We start from the raw sequence: 21,470 nt of genomic DNA on the forward strand, positions 1-21,470 counted from the left end.
TTGCCAAGTTTTTCACATTTCTTTGATACATTATTTAGCTCTTCGGATGTGTTCATCCGAGCCATGCTCCTCACCTTGGAGCTTACTGTCGTATCCATTTTAGTGGGGACCGTCATCGGATTACTTTTTGCACTCTTAAAAATTTCTAATATTAAGATCCTCGCATGGATTTCAGATGCTTATGTATTCCTAGTCCGGGGTACACCATTGATCGTACAAATATTCATCCTTTACTTTGGTATTAGTAACATCTTCCTGCTTCCTGATTTTTGGGCAGCATCTCTTGCACTCGCCTTCCATAACGGTGCTTATATTTCGGAAATACTTCGTGGAACGATTCAATCCATCGACAAAGGACAGGTGGAAGCTGGTCGCTCGCTAGGAATGAGCAAGTCTCTCACACTAAGAAGAATCATCCTGCCACAGGCTTTCCGCCGTGCACTGCCACCACTAGGCAATCAATTCATCATCGGCCTTAAGGATTCCTCATTAGCCGCATTCATCTCAATGAATGAGCTCTTTAACGTTGCCACTACGTTAGGATCTAATAACTTTGATGAAATGACTTACCTTCTGATTGTAGCCGTCTATTACTTGATACTTGTAGCAATCTTAACCATAGCCGTCAATGCATTCGAAAAGAAACTGTCCATTAGCGATCGATAGGGGGAAATGAACATGGAACAAAAAGAAATGATTCGCATAAGAAACTTGAATAAATCATATGGAGATCTTCATGTGCTTAAGGATATCGATATGAAGGTGCTGGATAGCGATGTAGTCTGCCTGATAGGCCCTAGTGGCTCTGGTAAAAGTACATTGCTCCGTTGCTTGAACTATTTAGAGAAAAAGGACAGTGGACAGATCCTGATCGAGGGAACAGAGATTCAGCCTGGAAAACATGATATTAATAAGATTCGGGAAAAAGTGGGCATGGTTTTTCAGCATTTTTACCTTTTCCCACATATGACAGTGCTTGAGAATATTATAGAAGCACCTACTCACGTCAAGAAGGTCCCTAAGGCCCAAGCCATTAAGGAAGCAAAAGAGTTATTGGTTAAAGTGGGACTCTCGGATAAAGCGGATGTCTACCCAAGCAAACTATCGGGTGGGCAAAAGCAACGGGTTGCCATAGCTCGGGCCCTAGCCATGAAACCGGATATCCTACTCTTTGACGAACCCACTTCCGCTCTCGACCCGGAACTTGTCGGTGAAGTGTTAGCGACAATGAAGGAACTGGCCATTGAAGGCATGACAATGGTCGTCGTGACCCATGAGATGAGCTTTGCCCGTGAAGTAGGAGACTGGATTGTCTTCATGCACAACGGACGTGTGATAGAAAGCGGCCCACCTACGGAATTTTTCTCCAATCCAAAAGAAGAACGGACGAAGGAATTTTTACAAACGACTGTATTTTAAATGACACCATCCGAAGCAATGCAGAGAAACTCTGCATTGCTTCTTTTCTGAACAATACTAGTTATATAGATTTATCAGTTGCCACCAAAGTTTCAGGGATATATTCTTCCCAAATGTGCAAACTAAATACTAGATGAATTGTTTCAGAATATATCCTCACTCCCCCCATTCCGGCTCGAACATGGAAAAATGTCTGTATTTATGGTATATATACAGGTAAAATTAAAAGAAGTATATAAATGAAAGAGGTCGAATTCTGTTGGAACATAACTCTTCAAATTTTATTAAAAATATTATAAACGATGATCTAGAGTCCGGAAAACATAATCATATCGTCACCCGTTTCCCTCCTGAGCCAAATGGTTACTTACACATCGGGCACGCAAAATCCATCATACTGAATTTTGGTGTGGCTGATGAATTCAATGGGAAAACGAACCTGCGTTTCGATGACACGAATCCATTGAAGGAAGATATTGAGTATGTCAATTCCATCAAGGAAGATGTTAAATGGCTTGGTTATGACTGGGATAACCTTTTCTTTGCTTCCGATTACTTTGATAAGATGTATCAAAAGGCTGTATTGCTTATCACTAAAGGTCTAGCCTATGTGGATGACCTAAACGCAGACCAAATCCGTGAATATCGTGGAACATTAACGGAACCTGGAAAAGATAGCCCTTACCGCAATAGAACGGTTGAGGAAAACCTTGAGCTATTTGAAAAGATGCGTAACGGCGAATTTGAGAATGGCCAAAAGGTATTGCGTGCAAAAATCGATATGAGCTCGCCAAATATTAACCTGCGGGATCCTGTTATTTACCGTATTTCCCATACGGAACACCACAATACAGGAGATAAATGGTGCATCTATCCGATGTATGCATTTGCTCACCCAATTGAGGATGCCATTGAAGGCGTCACTCATTCCATCTGTACGTTGGAGTTTGAAGATCAACGTCCGCTTTATGACTGGATCGTTGATAATTGTGAAATGGAAAGCAAACCACAACAATATGAATTTGGCCGTTTAAACCTGACGAATACGGTGATGAGCAAGCGTAAATTGAAACAGCTTGTCGATGAGAAATTTGTCGACGGCTGGGATGATCCACGTATGCCTACCATCTCCGGTTTACGGAGACGGGGATATACACCGGAAGCGATTCGTGCTTTCTGCCAGGAAATAGGTGTTGCTAAAACAAGTGGTGTCGTCGATTCCCAAATGCTTGATCACTTTGTCCGTGAGGATTTGAAGCTGAAGGCTCCACGTACCATGGGTGTTTTAAAGCCACTTAAAGTCGTCATCACCAACTATCCAGAAGGTGAAGTTGAAATGCTTGAAGCTGAAATCAATCCCGAAGTACCTGAGATGGGTACTCGACAAATTCCATTTTCACGTGAAATATACATCGAGCAAGATGATTTCATGGAGAATCCACCGAAAAAGTACTTCCGTCTTTTCCCGGGTAATGAAGTCCGTTTGAAACACGCTTATTTCATTAAATGCGAAGACGTGATAAAAGATGAGGCTGGAAATGTCATTGAGCTTCATTGCACATATGATGTTGAAACAAAGAGCGGATCTGGTTTCACCGGCCGTAAGGTGAAAGGGACACTTCACTGGGTCGAAGCTACACAAGCTATTTCAGCAGAATTCCGTAACTTCCAACCTTTAATCTTGGATAATGAGCAAAATGAAGAAGAAGAAAAATCATTTTTAGAGCGGGTTAACCCTGATTCCATAGAAGTCTTACAAGGATTTGTTGAGCCTAATATGAAAGACGTCAAGCCACAGGATAAATTCCAGTTTTTCAGACATGGCTATTACAATGTCGATCCTAAACTTACGTCATCCGATCAGCTCGTCTTCAATCAAATCGTTAGCTTGAAGAGTTCATTTAAATTATAAAAACTAATGAAAAGGACCAAATTCCATAATGGAGTTTGGTCCTTTTCATATGCTATGTGCCTTTTGATTCATCTTGCATCACTTCATCTGAAATAGCAATAATAGGTCTCCGTAACCTTCCTCTTCCATTTCATTTCTAGGGATGAACCGAAGTGCAGCCGAATTGATGCAATAACGAGTTCCCTTGGGGGCAGGACCATCTGAAAACACATGTCCTAGATGGGAATCGCCTTCCCTGCTCCGCACCTCAGTACGGGTAGATCGATAGCTTACGTCAATCTTTTCATGAACACTGGCAGACATGATCGGCTTTGTAAAGCTTGGCCATCCACATCCACTATCATACTTATTCCTGGAGCTGAATAGGGGCTCTCCAGAAACGACATCCACATAGATGCCTTCTTTAAAATGATCCCAGTACTCATTGTCAAAAGGTGGCTCTGTCCCATTTTCCTGTGTAACGAAAAATTGCCTCTCAGTCAAGATTTCCTTAAGGTGGGATTGATCCTTAGGCCAGTTTTCTTTTAAGAAAGCATCGCGGCCTGAACCCTTACGATACAAGGCGTACCTAAATTGATTCTTTTTATGGAAATCCTGGTGATATTCCTCGGCAGGATGAAACTCCATGGCCGGTAAAATATCCGTTACGATGGGGTCATCGAACAGATTATTCTCCATTAATTCTTTCTTGGACTCCTCGGCTTCTAATCGTTGACGATCATTATGATAAAATATCGCAGATTTATATTGATTACCCCTATCAGAAAATTGTCCACCAACATCGGTAGGGTCAATCTGCTGCCAGAATATCCGAAGTAAATCTTTATAAGAAATGAGGCGAGGATCAAACACAAGCTGAACCGCTTCTACATGATCGGTCTGACCTGAAATCACCTGCTTGTAACGGGGGTTGGGAACCTTCCCGCCCGTATAACCCGAAGTCACTTCAATCATTCCATCCATTTCATCAAAGGGAGCTACCATACACCAAAAGCATCCCCCTGCAAAGGTCGCGATCTCTCTATCATTCACTGTCACACATGGCACCCTTTCCTACTATTTACTTTGTTATATTATTACATACCCAAACAACAAACTAACTCTTTCATTTCATGCCATTCTATAAAAAGAGGCACTTAGGAATCAACCTAAGTGCCTTACATGATCATTAATTAATTATTGCCATGGAATCCATTAAAGGATGACACTTACAATGATGGCTGATAGAATGCTGACAAGCGTCGCACCATAAAGTAACTTCAAGCCAAATCGTGCCACAACGTTCCCTTGCTTTTCATTTAGTCCTTTAACTGCACCAGCGATAATCCCGATTGATGAGAAGTTTGCAAAAGATACCAAGAACACCGATACAATACCTAAAGTTCTCTCACTGAATCCAGCATCCGCTAAGCTCAACATGGCAACGAATTCATTCGTCACTAATTTAGTGGCCATGATTCCACCAGCAGATACAATTTCAGATGCCGGAACACCCATGATGAAGGCAAATGGAGCAAAGATATATCCTAGGATTTCTTGGAAGCTAATACCTAGAATCAAGTCGAATAAGCTGTTTATACCAGCGATTAATGCGACAAAACCAATTAACATGGCAGCAACAGTTATCGCCACTTTGAATCCATCCATGATATATTCTCCGAGCATCTCGAAGAAGGATTGCTTTTCTGCCCCTTCTTCAACAGCGAGAATATCTTCTTCCTCGGAAACTGTATATGGATTGATGATAGAAGCGATAATAAATCCACCAAACATGTTAATAACAATGGCTGTCACCACATACCTTGGCTCAACCATAGTCATGTAAGCTCCTACAATCGACATGGATACAGTGGACATGGCCGATGCACAAAGCGTGTACATACGTGAAGGCGGTATGGCACCCAGCTGTTTCTTCAAAGTAATGAATACTTCTGATTGACCAACGATAGCCGAAGCAACCGCATTATAGGATTCAAGCTTACCCATCCCATTTATTTTACTGATTAGTAAACCAATCCACTTCATAATGAATGGAAGGATTCTTAAATACTGTAAAATACCAATTAAGGCGGATATAAAGACAATCGGAAGAAGAACATTTAAAAAGAACGGTGATGCGCCTTCATTGACGATTCCGCCGAAGACGAATGTTACCCCTTCATTGGCCCATTTCAAAAGCATTCCAAATGCGTCAGCAATAGCATTGATGATGACAAGACCAAACTTCGTATTTAATAATATATACGTCAAGATAAGCTGAATCAGGATCATTATGATGATTGGTTTAACTTTGATTTTCTTACGGTCACTGCTCACTAATACAGCAAGTCCAAAAACGACGATCAGCCCTAAAATTGCTATCAGAAATTTCATTATGCGGCCTCCACTTAGGTGAATTTAATTTATTTTAACTGGTACCTTAAAAGAATTATGCAAGCGTTTTCTCTTTTAGCCAAAATACCTTGTCCGTACCTCTTCAATTTTATATACTATACTAATATTTTTTGTAGTGCAATTAATTTTTTTCTATAAGCACAATACAATATTTGGTAACTGACAAACCCATTTTATTAAAAGTTTCCCCAACTGGTTTCTCTATATCCACATCTAACGAAACAGCAACGATCAAAAAAAACTTAGGGTTAAAAAAGACCCTTAACTTTCCCTTAAGATAAAAGGGGAAATTAGAGCCTATCTTTTTATTTATATCTTTGGTTTTTTGGGAAAGGTAATTTCGAAACGCGTGCGTTTTCTCTCTTCACTCGTCACTTTAATAATCCCTTGATGCATTTGGACAATCCACTTGGCAATAGAGAGACCAAGCCCTGACCCTTCGTTTAAGGAACGGGATTGTTCCACTTGATAAAATCGATCAAAGATTTTCGATAGTTCCTCTTGAGGAATCCCCTTCCCATCATCTTCTACAGATAGAATGATGGACGAAGCGCTCTTGACGCAGGTTATCGAAATCTTCCCGCCTTTTTCCGTAAACTTCAATGCATTATCCACTAATATCACCAATAATTGATGAATTCTTTCTTTGTCACCAAAAAACTCAACCTGCTCCGGTACTAAGCTAACCATTGTTTTATTCTGAAAAGAAGCTATATCAATATACTGTTCAACAACTTCGCTAATGACTTCATCTAAGAAAAACTTTCCTTTTGTAACCTCCACTTGATTGGAATCCGTTCGAGTCAAGGTTAAAAGGTTTGTAACTAACTTTTTCAAACGTCGCACTTCTTTGGAAATGATCGATATATCAACCGCTTTTTCCTCGATTGTCGCGGAAGGTGATTGAAACAACAAATCAGCTTTCGATTGAATGACAGCAAGAGGTGTCCTGATTTCATGGGAAGCATCGGAAACGAACTGCTGCTGTTGCTCCCATGATTTTTTTATCGGGATGAGGGCCCTCCCTGCTAAAAGGTACCCAGCTCCAATGGCCAAAAGGCTTCCGATCCCTCCACCCATGAGCAATATGAGCAATAAGCGATTGAGCATAGCTTTTTCCGAATCTACATTCCGAATGAATTGCCACGTCATTTTTCCGTATTCTGTTTCTACCTGTGTGGAAACCGCCCGGTATGTAGCACCATCGACAGAAATTTCTTCAATCTCATCAAACGTTTTCGGGAAAAACTCTGGTTCATTGACCTTGAAGAAACTGTTTTCGTTCAACCTTGGCTCAATGATTGTTTCATTCGGACCCCAAACGATCACACTCGGACCTGGGCCTAACTGAAATTCACCTGGGGGACGAATTCCCCCCGGCATTCCCCCAATCCTTTGCTCACGTAAGGAGTCATTCACTTCTTTATAAATCTGATTTTCCGTATAGAAATAAATTGTTCTGCTTAATATCGCAATAAGAACTATGAAGACGATTGAATTCAATAATGTCAACTGAAGCCTCGTTTTTTGAAACATGCTAACCCCCCTTAAGGTTGTTTTAACATATAGCCAATTCCTCGGATAGTCTGTATGTCCTTATGGTATTGAAAGGGTTCCAATTTCTTTCTTAAATGGTGCACAAACACTTCAACAATTGCGATCGTCGTATCGGAGTCAAACCCCCAGATGCGGTCAAAAATCTGTTCACGGGTAAGGATTTTTCCCTTGTTTTGAATGAGGTATTCGAGCAATTCATATTGCTTCAGCGTTAGTCTTACCGCCTCACCCTCTACCAAAATACCCTTTTCCTTCTCCAACAATTGAATTCCTCGGTACTTCCAACCTTGCTCAAGCGAAAGAATTCCACTCCTACGCAGAAGAGCCCGTATTCTTGCCTTAAGCTCGGCTGCCTGAAATGGCTTGACCAAGTAATCATCCCCTCCAAGTTCCAGGCCCTTTACCCGATCCTCCAGGGAATCTTTTGCGGTTAAAAATAAAACACTCGTATCAATTTTGGCGTTCCTCATTTGGCGGATGATCTCGAATCCATCCATACCCGGAAGCATTACATCCAAAAGAATGATATCGTATATACGTTGCTGGGCCAAAAAAAGCCCATCTTCCCCGTTATCAGCTGTATCCACTTCATATTCATCCTCTAAAATTTGCCTCATTGACTCTAATAACGAAGCATTATCCTCTACCACTAATACCTTCATCAAAAGGCTCCCTCCTGACAAAATTCTCCTGTAAATATATTGTAATCCTACCCCTTTATATATATAAAAGAAAACCAGACAACATCAGCCTGCTTTTTTTAAAGATGTATGATGAAATCAGTATTACGAAAGAAGCTTAACTTTTCCTTAATGATGGCTGCCTTTATATGTAACAAATGAACGAAGATTTCTTTTCTTCGCTTTACTAAATTCTATGTCGAACAAAAAAAGGGGATTTTTTTAAAATTAAATTTACAAAATATTCTAATAAATATATACTGAGAGTGTTATCGGGCTCCACTAGGTAAATTATCTTGATTTATAAAGGGGGAACCACATTGCCATCAAATGAATCAATGGCTGAAGATCAAAAAGTAAGCGCTTCCAAAAATTACACCGAAATTGTCCAATCACCATCATTTCAAGATCTCCTTAGAAAAAAACGTAAGTTCATCGTTCCACTTTCCATCTTTTTCATGGTCTTTTATTTCTCCTTACCCATTCTCACTTCCTATTCTACAGTCCTGAATTCAAATGCTTTCGGCGCTATCAGTTGGGCCTGGGTGCTTGCCTTCGCACAATTCATCATGACATGGACCCTATGTGTGCTTTACTCCAAAAAAGCTGCAACTTTCGACAAGCTTGTCGAACATATTATAAAAGAAGCGAAAGGAAGGGGGTGAAGAGGGCATGAATGTACTAGCTTTTGTCTTATTTCTTCTCATAGTCGGTCTAACCTTGGTCATAACCTTCTTTGCCTCACGCCGTACCAAAACGACAGCTGACTTCTATACGGCGGATAGCAGTCTAACCGGTTGGCAAAATGGCTGGGCAATAGCCGGGGACTATATGTCCGCCGCTTCATTTCTGGGAATTGCGGGGATGGTCGCACTCTCTGGATTCGATGGGTTCTTCTATAGCATCGGTTTTCTAGTCGCTTACCTCGTCGTACTCTATATTGTAGCCGAGCCCCTTCGTAATCTTGGGAAATACACTCTTGCCGACATGATTGCTGCACGCTTCAACGAAAAGAAGGTACGCGGCGTGGCTGCTTTAAATACGATTTCCATTTCTACCTTTTATATGATTGCCCAACTTGTCGGTGCAGGCGCCCTCATAAAATTATTACTTGGAATCGATTACTTATACTCCGTTATCATTGTTGGGGTTTTAATGACCGTATACGTCGTATTTGGTGGGATGACCGCAACTAGCTGGGTGCAAATCGTCAAAGCCGTTTTATTGATGGCCGGGACATTCATCATCTCCATTATCGTACTGGCAAAATTCGACTTCAGTGTGTTGGAGATGTTCCGGCAGATGAAAACAGCCACTCCTCTCGGAGGTGATTTCCTGAACCCAGGAAACAAGTTTAAAGATCCATTGGACACTTTATCACTCAATCTGGCCCTCGTGCTAGGAACGGCTGGACTTCCGCATATACTCATTCGATTCTTTACAGTGAAAGATGCCATCACTGCGCGAAAGTCCGTGGTCTATGCTACATGGATCATTGGAATTTTCTATATCATGACCATATTCCTTGGATTCGGGGCAGCAGCCTTCGTAGGGTATGACAAAATCGTTGGAGCGAATTCTGCTGGCAATATGGCTGCTCCCTTGCTTGCTGAAGCCCTAGGCGGAGATTTCCTTTTCGCCTTTGTATCAGCCGTTGCTTTTGCTACCATCTTAGCGGTTGTGGCCGGTCTTGTTCTATCTGCCGCCTCCGCCTTTGCCCATGATTTTTATGGTCATATCATTCGTAAAGGTGAAGCCACTGATAAAGAACAAGTCGTGGCCGCTCGTTGGGCATCCATCGGTGTGTCCATCCTTTCCATCATCCTTGCTCTATTTGCCCAAAATATGAATGTTGCCTTCCTTGTATCCCTTGCCTTTGCCGTTGCCGCTAGCGCCAATCTTCCCATCATTCTCTTTACGGTATTCTGGAAACGCTTCAACACAGCCGGAGCAGTCACAGGCATGCTTGTCGGCCTAATCAGCTCCCTGTTGCTCGTGTTCTTAAGCCCGAATGTCTGGTCTCCGGATGGGAATGCCATCTTTGTAGGGAATCCGCTCTTTCCTCTTGAAAATCCAGGAATCATCTCCATCCCGATTGGCTTTATCGCTGCAATCGTAGGAACCTTGTTGTCCAGTAAAAAAGCGGATGCCAAGAAATATGATGAAATATTAGTCAAGGCTAATACGGGGATGAAGGATTCAATTTAACCCAAATAGGAAAAGAGGGGGATCATTTTTCCCCTCTTTTCCTATTTGGTAACATTCCAGCTATTTCTATATCTTATTTAGCCTCTTTAATTTTCTTTTATTGTATTTATTCACTAACTGATTCATAACCTCAGCAAAAATCAAACCCATGGCAATCGCCCCTGCTAGCATAAATGCTTTTGCTGCCAGCTGGACGGCCATATTGAAATCATTTTCCACAAAATGCTTCATCGCATCATAGGATAGTCCCCCAGGCACGAGTGGGATAATCCCTGACACATTAAATATTGTAATCGGTGTTTTATACCTCTTCGCAAAATATTGGCTGATAACTGCTACGAGGAATGCCGCTGCCAATGTAGCAGCAATGCTATTTATCTCATTTTCGACCAGATAATAATAGAGAAACCAACCTACCATTCCAACCGTACCACATTGAATCAACGATTTTTTTGGCACATTGAAAATGACTCCAAATGCAGCAGAGGCAATAAAACTTGTAATTAACTGTGCAATCATTTTTCTACCTCCCCAACATCATAGGAAAACAAAGGCAACCGCAATCCCAGTACCAATGGCCAAGGCGGTCAAACCTGCATCTGCTCCTTTGGACAGCCCTGAAACTAAATGCCCTGCAATTAAATCCCTTGCTGCATTCGTAATTAATAATCCCGGCACAAGTGGCATCACGGCTCCAATAATGATCTTATCCAACTGACTACCCAAACCGAATTGCACAAATAACATAGCGGCCATGCCCACAACTAACGAAGCGATAAACTCGGCAAAAAAACGGACCTCCAATAACCAATGCAAATACAGCAGGCAAGAAAACCCTAACCCTCCGGCGATACACGACCAGATAAAATCACTCCACTGTCCTTGGAACATAATTAAAAAACAACCACTTGATATGAAGGCTGCAAAAATCTGTACCCACACGGAATACCCCATGCCTTCCTTTTCTATTTCCTTCAGACGGGAATAAGCTTGCTGTGGCGTCATTTCCCGACTTGATATGCTACGGGAAATGCTGTTCACTAACGTCACCTTGTGTAAATCAGTGGACCTTTGGGAAACCCTGATTAGCTTAGAGGCGGGGTGTTCCCCATCCAAGGAGAAGATAATTCCTGTCGGCGTTGAAAAGCTATGCGATTCATCACAACCAAAAGCGGCCGCTATCCTAACCATCGTATCTTCCACCCTGGAGGTTTCCGCGCCGTTTTGGAGCATGATTTTCCCTGCAAGCAAACAAACATCTATAATTTCATTCGTCTGAAACTGACTTTCCATCGTATCCTCTCCATTACTTCCTATATAGGAAATGCTTGCTTTATAAGTAAAAACTAACCCTTCCAAATTCATTCCATGATAGCCTAATTTTCGAAAAAAGGATATAGCTAACCCTTCCTAAATAAGCCGATTATTCTAACTTATCGCTCCCTATTATTTATATTCCTCATTACGCTAATCGACGGGTACCCCCTTTTCCACCTAGTAACCTCATCAAGCCTTCTACATCCTGCAAGGGCTGGTTCTTAAAGACTGGAATCCCACTAAACTTTCAACTGCCCCAACATCCACGGTACTTGGTAACAGGCATATCCACCTCGTTGGCCAATTGAACATGTCTCTTATTTCAGTAATTTTATCGAATTCACCTTTTCTAATCCGTCATGGTCAACCAAATTGCCCCTAGTCCTACCAATTTTTTCAAAGATTCTGATATTTATTGTTGCATAACACATGAGAGATTTCTCAAATGCCAACTGCTAACTCACCGCACTATTTTTATCTGATTATTCTTTTAACTAAACTTCCTTTAATTAATTATTGTCAAACTACGCTCTAAAGTTGATAATTGAGCGTGTAATTATTGTTAGCCACATCCTGAAAGGAAGGAATATTTCATGAAAAGCTTCTTTAAAAACTATCGATCCTCTTTAATATTGCTGACGGCAATTATTATTGGCGGTATAGCTGGTCTGATATTTGGAGAGAAGACCTCCATCATCCAGCCGCTGGGGGACTTATTTCTAAATTTAATGTTCACAATAATTGTGCCACTGGTATTTTTCAGTATCTCTTCGGCCATCGCCAATATGAATGGGATGAATCGTCTAGGGAAAATCATGGGCAGCATCGTCTTCGTTTTCTTAGCAACAGCTGCGCTGGCTGCCGTAATTGGCTTCGTTGGGACAACTATCATCAATCCATTGGAAGGCACAGATACCACTGCGATTAAAGAACTAATGGAAAATGGTGGTTCACAGGAGCCTGTTGAAGAGGTTTCATTACTTAGCCAGCTCGTTCAAACGGTTACGGTCTCCGACTTTCCCGAACTGTTCTCAAGAAGCAATATGCTACAGTTAATTGTCTTCTCTGTTTTAATTGGACTTTCCACCGCATTAGTCGGCGAAAAAGCCAAACCGATTACTGTGTTTTTATCAGCTGGTACGGCTGTGATGATGAAAGTCGTTAAAATTGTCATGTATTATGCACCGATTGGTCTAGGCGCTTACTTCGCTTCCATCATCGGTCAGCTTGGACCACAAATTTTAGAAGGTTATGCACGCACATTCGTTCTTTATCTCATTTTGACCGTGATCTATTATTTTGGGTTCTTCACTCTATATGCCTTTCTTGCTGGTGGCAAAGAGGGTATTAAATTGTTCTGGAAAAACGCATTCACGCCTTCCATTACAGCCATCGCTACCTGCTCGAGTGCGGCTTCGATTCCAGTCAACTTGGAATACGTCCGAAAAATGGGTGTACCAAAGGATATTGCCGAAACAATCATCCCACTTGGAGCCAACACACATAAAGATGGTTCTGTATTTGGTGGTGTCTTGAAGATTGTTTTCCTTTTCACCCTATTCGGCAAAGATATGACGAGTATTTCCAGCATTCTAAGCATCCTTGCCGTGGCCTTTTTAGTCGGTGCGGTCATGGGCGCCATTCCTGGAGGTGGCATGATTGGGGAAATGTTGATTCTAAGCGTGTTTGGCTTCCCTATCGAAGTCTTACCAATTATTGCTGTCATCTCTACCATTATCGATGCACCCGCTACACTTCTAAACTCAACAGGGAATACCGTGTGCGCTATGCTTGTCACACGGCTTGTCGAGGGTAAGAACTGGGTAAAACAGGCCTTTGTAAAAGAGGATCCTACTATATAAGCTTCGTATGAAATAGACTCCAAGAGATTTGGAGTCTATTTTTTATTCCTTAATTGTCTTGAAACAAGTTTTCAGCAGAAAAGGATTTTCCCTTCCTTAAATCGAATTAAAGGAGAAAGAACGCGAGGAGGGGTAGAATATTGAATAAGTGGCTGCCTGCTGGAATTCTTATCATGGGCTTACTCTATATATTTTTCATACCTGAAGAACCGTTAGCTATAAAGATTCTATTCAAGATTATCCCCATGATATTGATCCTGTTTTATGCCTACACCAAAAATATGGATCGTATGACCCGCTATCAACAACTTGTATTACTTGGTCTATTCTTTTGCATGCTAGGTGACGGCTTATTAATCTGGTTTGTTATTGGCCTAACGGCTTTCTTGATTGGACACATCTTCTATATTGCCGCATTCTTGAACCAGTGGAATTTTTCATGGCTGCGCATGGCAAGCATTCTTCCCATTGGGGTCTATTCCACTTGGATTGGCCGGGAAATAGTTCTTTCTTTGACTGAGAAGGGGGAGAGCAGTTTGATCATTCCCGTCATTTGCTATATAACCGTGATTTCCATCATGGGCTGGACCGCATTCATGACTGGGAAGGCTGCTGCCATTATCGGTGGTTTGCTGTTTGTCATTTCAGACTCCATTTTATCCTGGAATAAATTCGTCGAAGATATTACCTTTGCCGGTCCCCTGATCATGCTTACCTACTATACAGCTCAATTCTTCATCGCTTCTAGCATTCGGCCAAAATATGCTTATCCTTCATTGATAAACCGAAAGTATGATGAACCGACTATATACGACTAATTTCATTCCTATTCGATACATAAAAAAGGTATGCACAGTCTTATTCCAGACCGTTGCATACCTACATAGGGATTTCATCCTTTGATTTTCTTGATAAATGCCACTTTTAAATAATTGCCCTCTTTGAAGTTCGAATTTGTTCTAAAATCGGTGGGGAGCGTGAACTCTTCCATCAATTCATATTTTCCATTCATTTCTCTAAATGCCGCGTCAATGAAGCTTTTGAATTTTTTCATATCAAAGGTGCTACAGTTCGTAGATGCAATAATCACTCCATTGTCCTCTGTAATGGCAATAGCATCTTTCAATAAGTTCGTATAGTCTTTACCAGCACTAAAGGTAAACTTCTTTGATTTGGCAAAACTCGGCGGATCCAGGATGACTATATCAAATTTCAGAGCTTTCTTCATCGCATACTTAAAGTAATTAAATACATCCATTACGACGATGTTCTGCGCTTCTGGATCAATTCCATTCACGTTAAATTGTTCAGTCGTTTTAGGCAAACTGCGGTTAGCCAAGTCCACACTTGTCGTTTTAATGGCACCGCCTAAAGCTGCAAATACAGAGAAGGCACCGGTGTAAGAGAACATATTCAAGACAGTTTTCCCTTTTGCATACTTATCCCTGATGGTCCTTCTAACATCACGTTGATCGAGGAAAACGCCTACCATTGCTCCATCGTTCAGGTAAACCGCAAATTGAACACCATTTTCCTTGACGATAAGTGGAAATTCCGGCTGCACACCCATGACAAAGTCATCTTCCTCTACATATTGTCCCTTTGTATCAAAGCGTTTCTTCTGATAGATGGATTTGACATTGACCGTATTCTGCAAGGCTTTAATAATATAGTCTTTAAATGAATAGATTCCCTTGCTATACCAGTTGATGACATAGTTGCCCTCGTAGTGATCAATGATTATCCCACCAACTCCATCTCCCTCACCATTGAAGAAGCGGAATGCCGTCGTTTCGTTATCTTTGAAGAAAGGCTTTCGATAGTCATAAGCAGCCTGGATTTTTTGATTGAAAAACTCCTGGTCAATGTTTTCGCCCTCTTTGTGCGTCAACACCCATCCATAGCCTTTATTCTGTCTTCCATAATAGCCCTTGGCAAGAAAGCGATTGTTTTCGTCGACCAATCGCAACAAGCATCCTTCTTCCTGAAGGTCATTGAGGTTGCCAATCGCCTCCTTGGCAATCAGAGGATAGCCTTTTGCGATTTTACTTACGAATTTAGTTTTAACTTTTACATCTATTTCTTTTATCAAATATATCATCCTATCTTTGGTATTGCTTTCCTCCCCATTTTACCCTAATCCCCACATAAATAAAAACCAGCTTGGTTCCCTGACCAAGCTGGTTTCTAAAACTCTATCGATTCATGAGATTTTCAAGTGAAGGTCCCCGGCATGGGCTTTCCCCATCACTTTCAAGGCCCGGTGTAAAACGATGGTAATTAAGGCGGGCAGCACCATCCCTACTGCCACATAGATAAGAAACGTATACAACCCTTGACCCGTCAGTACGGCAATCGGAGCGATTAAGGAGCTTAGCCCCATTCCTCCAAGCTCATAAGACACTTGAAAATCAAAGACCATCGTGGCAATTGGAGCACAGACAATAGCTGCCACGAATGGCGGAATGACGTATAACGGATTCTTTATTAAGTTGGGAAATTGAACCTTTGGAGTCACGACCATCTGGGCTAGAAAACCGCCCATATCATTATCTTTATAAGACATAACAGTAAAGCCAACAAACTGAACAGTGCACCCAATTAACGCTGCCGCACTAGAAACGGGATCCAACTGGAGCGCAATTGCTAAAGCAGCGGAAGAAGCCGGTGTCATCAATAAAATGCTAAAGACTAACGCAATGACCATGGAACCAATTAAAGGAGAACCGGAAACAGCGGCGGTAATTTGACCGCTTAACCAAGTCAGTAACGGTGTCGTAACAAGCGCAAGTCCATAACCTGACACCCCTCCGACAAGGACAGCAGCCAACGGGATGGCCATGATATCCAACTTGGTTTTCCCTATCAAACGTTTACCGACATACGTGGCAATCAATGCAGCCAGAACAGCACTGATCGGCTGACCGGTGACAATCGTAAAAGCCCCCTCTGCCGTTCGGTTAATTGCAGCTCCACCGACCGCACTTGAAGCCATCGCACTAAAGATGACCAACGAATTACCCCCGAGTTGGTATGCTATTCCAGCTCCTAAAGCTGGTGCCAACAAGACCTTAGTAGCCCCGCCGATTGCAAGGAAGACTTCCCAGTCTAAATACCCTCCTATTGATTCAAACAATAAACCGATCCCTAATGTTACCAATACAGCATTAGCGATTCCCGTTGAAGCCTTATACATTCGTTCTGTGATGTATTCTTTTCTGCTCACTGGATTCCACTCCTATTTTTTAAATATTCTAATATTAAATATCAAATAAAAAACTGACTACGCTAAGCCTATATAAAAGGTAGAATATACCCCAAACTATCCATCGTAAGATAGAGGTTAGACAATTGATTTTCTCCTTCATTAATTGAGCTTGTTCGTATAGTAACACGAATATTCTGACAATGTAAACAGGATTTATATTCTAATAAAATAAAAACGCTTACAAAAAGGAATGATTTCTTCATTTAGCGCTAACCATTTCGCTTCCACTTATTATCTTCATGACTATTTGGCACAAGGTTTATGGTTAAATTATCCATATAATCAATCCCTTCACTCCTCCGATTTCTTAGTTATTTCACTATAATAGACGATTTTTTCTTTCCTAACAAAAAAGAGAACCACTTTACAGCGGATTCTCCTTTTTTAGGTTTATGTCCTTACCTTTCCTACTATTGAAAGCCTTCAAGGGTAGCAAAGGTTTCTCTAAGAAATTTATAAAATAACTTTTCCGTTGGCATTAATTCTCTTTCAGTAGGAATGATAACACCAACTGCACGTGTTACGGAAGGTTCCTCTAAAGGCAATCTCACCGTGAAGCGAGGCAGGCTATCAATCAAAGAAATTTCAGGTATCAGCGTGACGCCAAGCCCGGCTGCCACCAACCCTTTAATAGCATCGGTGTCTTTCCCTTCGAAGGCAACCTCCGGCTCAAAGCCGTTAAGCTTACACGCCTTCATGACCAGTTCCCGCAGAACATATCCCTTAGGGTAGACAATGAATGGGTTTCCCTGTAATTCATTTAACTTGATGGACTTCCTCTTTGCCAATGGATGATTTTCCGATAGAAGGGCAACTAGCTGTTCAATAAATAACGTTTCTCCATGAATTTTCTTTTCATTCGGTGGTAACGGACCTATCAAGGCCATATTGATATTTCCTTTTATTACAGAATCTATTAAGTAGCGATAGGATCCTTGTTTTAATGTGAATTTAGCTTGCGGGTATATTTCCCTGAAGTCAGAAATGACCTTTGGCAATATATAGGAAGCTAAACTACTCGGAAAACCGATCCGAATCGTTCCCTTTTCCGGATCCAAGCTTTCAGCCATCTCCCGTTTTGCCCGTTCAATCATGTCGACTGCCTTCTGCATATGTATGAGAAAGGTATTTCCTATGGGGGTCAGCTTGATTTTCCGTCCTTCACGGATAAATAACTGCACACCCAGTTCTTCTTCTAAATTATATATTTGACGACTAACCGCAGATTGGGCCACATGCAACGCCACGGCTGCTTCAGTCATATGTTCTCGTTTTGCCACTTCAATGAAGTACTCGATTTGTCTTAATTCCAATGTTGGTTCCTTCTTTCATATCAAAACAGCATGTAATTTATCTAATATTCAGATTGTTCTTTTAGAATTTAAATTATATCATGAAACTATCACATAAGAACCCATCGATAATACTACTTATAATTATTTTACTAAATAACAAAAAAAAGGGAGCTAAATGAAGATGATAACATCCCAAGAAATCCAGCAAGATGAATTGCAAGTTGCAAAAGAATACGTAAGCGACGTATATGCAAAAGTGAAAGAACGCAATCCCCACGAAAGTGAATTCCAACAAGCTGTAAAGGAAATCTTCCTTTCGTTGGTACCGGTATTTGCACAACATCCGGATTATATGAAAAACGGGATACTAGAGCGGATCGTTGAACCAGAGAGAATGATCACCTTCCGTGTCCCTTGGGTCGATGACCTAGGTAATGTACACGTGAATCGAGGTTTCCGCGTACAATTCAATAACGCAATCGGACCCTATAAAGGCGGCCTACGTTTCCATCCTACGGTAAATGCAAGCATCATCAAGTTTCTAGGATTTGAACAAATCTTTAAAAACTCTTTAACAGGTCAACCGATCGGCGGAGGTAAAGGTGGCGCCGACTTTGATCCAAAAGGAAAATCAGATGGTGAAATCATGCGTTTCTGCCAAAGCTTCATGTCAGAACTTGGATTACATATAGGACCAGACACCGACGTACCGGCTGGGGATATCGGAGTGGGAGCCAGAGAGATCGGGTATCTGTTCGGTCAGTATAAGAAAATGCAGGGAAGCTACCATGCCGGCGTTTTAACCGGTAAAGGCATTAGTTACGGAGGCAGTCTAGCACGTACAGAAGCAACCGGCTATGGAACGGTTTACTTCGTTGAAGAAATGCTAAAAGATAAAGGACTACAATTCAACGGCAGTACTGTTGTCATCTCGGGATCTGGTAATGTTTCCATCTATGCGATTGAAAAAGCAACACAATTAGGTGCCAGAGTAGTCGCTTGCAGTGATTCCAATGGATACATTTATGATAAAAACGGTCTAAACCTAGATACGATTAAGCGACTAAAAGAAGTAGAACGGAAACGCCTATGTGATTATGTTAGTGTTCATCCTGAAGCGGAATACACTGAAGGCAGTTACGGAATTTGGTCTATCCCATGCGACATCGCCCTTCCTTGTGCAACACAGAATGAAATTGATGAAGATGCAGCAAAACTGCTGATCAAAAACAATGTAAAAGCGGTCGGCGAAGGTGCTAACATGCCTTCTACCCTTGAAGCGATTGACGTATTCCTTAACAATGGTGTCCTCTTTGGTCCAGCTAAAGCTGCCAATGCAGGTGGCGTAGCTGTTTCAGCCCTTGAAATGGCACAAAATAGTGCCAGAATGCCTTGGACGTTTGAAGAAGTCGACGAAAAACTGCATGGCATCATGAAAAATATTTACAAAAATAGTATAGAAGCAGCTGAAGCATATGGTGTTCCAGGCAACTTAGTTGTCGGTGCCAACATTGCAGGATTCCTTAAAGTAGCAGACGCTATGATGACTCAGGGAATACTCTAAGAGCTAGTGAAGGAGGCGGTCCAAATGGACCGCCTCCTCTTCATTGTAACATCCCACAACAAAGGAGAGTGCCGGACAAAATACCGGCACTCTCCTTTATTACATACACTTTTATTCCTTAGTCACTAGCTTCAATGGAACAGAAATCGTACTATCCACTTTTTCGCCTTTCAGGACTTTTTCAGCCGCATGAACTGCTTCTTCACCGATAAGGACCGGTTGTTGAGCAACGGTTGCTTGTAATTCACCGTTTTCAACCGCTTTTAGAGCATCCTCGTTTCCATCAAAACCAACGACAATGACGTCTTTTCCGGCCGCTTTGATTGCCTCTACTGCTCCTAATGCCATTTCATCATTATGAGCAAAGACCGCTTGGATGTCTTTTTTCCCTTGCAGGATGTTTTCCATAACGTTAAGCCCTTTTGTACGGTCAAATTCAGCCGTTTGGCTTGTCAGAACATCTAATTGCTCATCTGCGATGTTATGGAACCCTTTCCCCCGCTCACGCGTTGCAGATGCTCCAGAAACCCCTTCTAATTCCACAACTTTTGCCTGTTCTCCAAGTTGTTTAACAAGATATTCAGCCGCTGTCTCTCCGCCGGCTACATTATCTGAAGCAATGAACGTTTCAATGTCGCCTTCCTCGGAAGAACGGTCAATTGTTATGACGGGAATGCCCGCTTCATTAGCCGATTGAACCGCTGATGAAATCGCAGCCGAATCCGTAGGGTTGACGAGTAGTATATCGACATTTTGAAGAATCAAATCTTCAATCCCGCTTATTTGTTTCGCTGTATCATCTTGTGCATCGACCACTGACACTTTCATGCCTTTTGCCTTCGCTTCTTTTTCAATCCCATCTTTCAACGCAACGAAGAAAGGATTATTTAATGTAGATATGCTGACTCCAACCTTCACGTCTTTCATGGACTCTTTTACTTCTTTTTTATTATCATTGAATCCCGATTCCATTGAACATGCTGCTAATACCACTAAAGACAGAACCATGAATAACGAAAGAACCTTTTTCATTTTGATACACCTCTACTTATGATTTTTTACGATCAAGTAAAACAGCAACCAATATAACTGCGCCCTTTACGACTTGCTGGTAGAAAGAGGACACACCAAGTAAATTCATTCCGTTGTTCAATGTACCGATAATCAAGACACCGACTAGCGTACCGAACATCCGGCCCTTTCCTCCTGATAGGCTTGTCCCGCCTAATACAACGGCAGCAATGGCATCCATTTCGTAGGATTGACCGGCAGTCGGCTGTGCTGAATTCAAACGAGATGTTAGAATGGCACCGGCAAGCGCTGCCATTGTGCCTGCAAGCCCATAAATAGCTACCTTGACCCGGTCCACTTTAATTCCAGAGATACGTGAAGCCTTCTCATTTCCACCTATTGCATACGTCTTACGTCCAAATGATGTTTTATGGAGCAAGAACCAGAGAATGATGAAAGCGATGATCATCACAACCGCTGGAACAGGAATTCCAAAGAAATATCCCCTACCAAACAATTGGAACATCAAAGAGTCACCAATACCCGTAATCGGCTTACCATCTGTATACACAAGCGTTAATCCACGGAAAATGGTCATCGTTGCCAATGTGACAATGAAAGGCGCCATTTTTCCTTTCGAGATAAGAATCCCATTAATCACACCCATTATGGTACCTAATAAAACGCCTACTAATATAGCTAAAATAGGGTCCAATCCTGAAACCATCATGCCAGCCATAAGTGCACTGGATAGTGCTAGAATGGAGCCGACCGACAGATCAATTCCGCCAGTCAAAATAATGAAGGTCATCCCAAACGCAATCAATGCATTAATGGAGGTTTGACGCAATAGATTCAAGATGTTACTCGGTTCCATGAATGATGGGTTTAAAACGGTTATTACGATAAATAAAAGAATCAAAGCAAGTAATGGACCAAATTTCTGCCAGATTCCAGTTTTCCCTGCAGCCTCAAGTTTCATC

General features: G+C 41.7%; 19 protein-coding genes. 8 read left to right on the plus strand and 11 right to left on the minus strand.

The window, feature by feature from the left end:
• The 3 genes from ACIQXR_RS06185 to ACIQXR_RS06195 all read left to right on the plus strand — a co-directional run bounded on the left by ACIQXR_RS06185 (position 1) and on the right by ACIQXR_RS06195 (position 3,331).
• On the plus strand, positions 1–666 hold the full coding sequence (locus ACIQXR_RS06185; protein WP_402870078.1) for an amino acid ABC transporter permease: 666 nt from the start codon (positions 1–3) through the stop codon (positions 664–666).
• Positions 667–678: 12 nt separating this feature from the next.
• On the plus strand, positions 679–1,419 hold the full coding sequence (locus ACIQXR_RS06190; RefSeq protein WP_402870075.1) for an amino acid ABC transporter ATP-binding protein: 741 nt from the start codon (positions 679–681) through the stop codon (positions 1,417–1,419).
• Positions 1,420–1,678: 259 nt separating this feature from the next.
• Positions 1,679–3,331, plus strand: a complete 1,653-nt coding sequence (locus ACIQXR_RS06195) for a glutamine--tRNA ligase/YqeY domain fusion protein (protein ID WP_402870072.1) — start codon at positions 1,679–1,681, stop codon at positions 3,329–3,331.
• Positions 3,332–3,409: 78 nt separating this feature from the next.
• Here the strand turns inward: ACIQXR_RS06195 and msrB are convergent, their stop codons facing one another.
• The 4 genes from msrB to ACIQXR_RS06215 form a co-directional block, all read right to left on the minus strand.
• The gene (msrB, locus tag ACIQXR_RS06200; protein ID WP_402870070.1) at positions 3,410–4,369 is read right to left on the minus strand and encodes a peptide-methionine (R)-S-oxide reductase MsrB; all 960 of its coding nucleotides are present in this window, start codon (positions 4,367–4,369) and stop codon (positions 3,410–3,412) included.
• A gap of 156 nt (positions 4,370–4,525) precedes the next feature.
• Positions 4,526–5,704 (minus strand): NupC/NupG family nucleoside CNT transporter, encoded by a 1,179-nt coding sequence (locus ACIQXR_RS06205; RefSeq protein WP_402870067.1) that lies wholly within the window; start codon positions 5,702–5,704, stop codon positions 4,526–4,528.
• A gap of 330 nt (positions 5,705–6,034) precedes the next feature.
• Positions 6,035–7,261, minus strand: a complete 1,227-nt coding sequence (locus ACIQXR_RS06210) for a sensor histidine kinase (protein ID WP_402870064.1) — start codon at positions 7,259–7,261, stop codon at positions 6,035–6,037.
• An 11-nt stretch (positions 7,262–7,272) separates the two neighbouring features.
• Positions 7,273–7,944 (minus strand): response regulator transcription factor, encoded by a 672-nt coding sequence (locus ACIQXR_RS06215; protein WP_402870061.1) that lies wholly within the window; start codon positions 7,942–7,944, stop codon positions 7,273–7,275.
• A 356-nt stretch (positions 7,945–8,300) separates the two neighbouring features.
• On the opposite strand from ACIQXR_RS06215, the gene ACIQXR_RS06220 reads away from it, so the two are divergent.
• Both ACIQXR_RS06220 and ACIQXR_RS06225 read left to right on the plus strand, forming a co-directional pair.
• Positions 8,301–8,627 (plus strand): DUF485 domain-containing protein, encoded by a 327-nt coding sequence (locus ACIQXR_RS06220; protein ID WP_402871295.1) that lies wholly within the window; start codon positions 8,301–8,303, stop codon positions 8,625–8,627.
• A 7-nt stretch (positions 8,628–8,634) separates the two neighbouring features.
• On the plus strand, positions 8,635–10,170 hold the full coding sequence (locus ACIQXR_RS06225) for a solute symporter family protein (RefSeq protein ID WP_402870058.1): 1,536 nt from the start codon (positions 8,635–8,637) through the stop codon (positions 10,168–10,170).
• A 66-nt stretch (positions 10,171–10,236) separates the two neighbouring features.
• Here ACIQXR_RS06225 and ACIQXR_RS06230 read toward each other — a convergent pair whose 3' ends face one another.
• Positions 10,237–10,689 carry a threonine/serine exporter family protein gene (locus tag ACIQXR_RS06230; RefSeq protein WP_402870056.1) on the minus strand — a complete coding sequence of 151 codons (453 nt, stop codon included), beginning with the start codon at positions 10,687–10,689 and terminating at the stop codon, positions 10,237–10,239.
• An 18-nt stretch (positions 10,690–10,707) separates the two neighbouring features.
• Positions 10,708–11,463 (minus strand): threonine/serine exporter family protein, encoded by a 756-nt coding sequence (locus ACIQXR_RS06235; protein WP_402870054.1) that lies wholly within the window; start codon positions 11,461–11,463, stop codon positions 10,708–10,710.
• 617 nt (positions 11,464–12,080) lie between these two features.
• On the opposite strand from ACIQXR_RS06235, the gene ACIQXR_RS06240 reads away from it, so the two are divergent.
• Together ACIQXR_RS06240 and ACIQXR_RS06245 are read left to right on the plus strand one after the other, a co-directional pair.
• Positions 12,081–13,349 carry a dicarboxylate/amino acid:cation symporter gene (locus ACIQXR_RS06240; RefSeq protein ID WP_402870052.1) on the plus strand — a complete coding sequence of 423 codons (1,269 nt, stop codon included), beginning with the start codon at positions 12,081–12,083 and terminating at the stop codon, positions 13,347–13,349.
• A 140-nt stretch (positions 13,350–13,489) separates the two neighbouring features.
• Positions 13,490–14,167, plus strand: a complete 678-nt coding sequence (locus tag ACIQXR_RS06245) for a lysoplasmalogenase (protein ID WP_402870050.1) — start codon at positions 13,490–13,492, stop codon at positions 14,165–14,167.
• Between the two features lie 74 nt (positions 14,168–14,241).
• Here the strand turns inward: ACIQXR_RS06245 and ACIQXR_RS06250 are convergent, their stop codons facing one another.
• The 3 genes from ACIQXR_RS06250 to gltC form a co-directional block, all read right to left on the minus strand.
• Positions 14,242–15,441: a class I SAM-dependent rRNA methyltransferase gene (locus ACIQXR_RS06250; protein WP_402955030.1), complete on the minus strand. Its 1,200-nt coding sequence runs from the start codon at positions 15,439–15,441 to the stop codon at positions 14,242–14,244.
• 111 nt (positions 15,442–15,552) lie between these two features.
• Complete coding sequence (locus ACIQXR_RS06255; RefSeq protein ID WP_402871292.1) at positions 15,553–16,545, minus strand: PTS sugar transporter subunit IIC; 993 nt, start codon at positions 16,543–16,545, stop codon at positions 15,553–15,555.
• Between the two features lie 482 nt (positions 16,546–17,027).
• The gene (gene gltC / locus ACIQXR_RS06260; protein WP_402870044.1) at positions 17,028–17,930 is read right to left on the minus strand and encodes a glutamate biosynthesis transcriptional regulator GltC; all 903 of its coding nucleotides are present in this window, start codon (positions 17,928–17,930) and stop codon (positions 17,028–17,030) included.
• A 163-nt stretch (positions 17,931–18,093) separates the two neighbouring features.
• Between gltC and gdhA the strand changes: the two genes are divergently transcribed.
• Positions 18,094–19,476 carry an NADP-specific glutamate dehydrogenase gene (gene gdhA, locus ACIQXR_RS06265; RefSeq protein WP_402870042.1) on the plus strand — a complete coding sequence of 461 codons (1,383 nt, stop codon included), beginning with the start codon at positions 18,094–18,096 and terminating at the stop codon, positions 19,474–19,476.
• 111 nt (positions 19,477–19,587) lie between these two features.
• Here the strand turns inward: gdhA and rbsB are convergent, their stop codons facing one another.
• Both rbsB and ACIQXR_RS06275 read right to left on the minus strand, forming a co-directional pair.
• The gene (rbsB, locus tag ACIQXR_RS06270; protein ID WP_402870039.1) at positions 19,588–20,508 is read right to left on the minus strand and encodes a ribose ABC transporter substrate-binding protein RbsB; all 921 of its coding nucleotides are present in this window, start codon (positions 20,506–20,508) and stop codon (positions 19,588–19,590) included.
• Between the two features lie 16 nt (positions 20,509–20,524).
• On the minus strand, positions 20,525–21,469 hold the full coding sequence (locus tag ACIQXR_RS06275; RefSeq protein ID WP_402870036.1) for an ABC transporter permease: 945 nt from the start codon (positions 21,467–21,469) through the stop codon (positions 20,525–20,527).
• Position 21,470: the final 1 nt, after the last annotated feature.

The sequence above is a fragment of the Peribacillus sp. NPDC097224 genome (assembly GCF_044761985.1).
Classification (GTDB): domain Bacteria; phylum Bacillota; class Bacilli; order Bacillales; family DSM-1321; genus Peribacillus.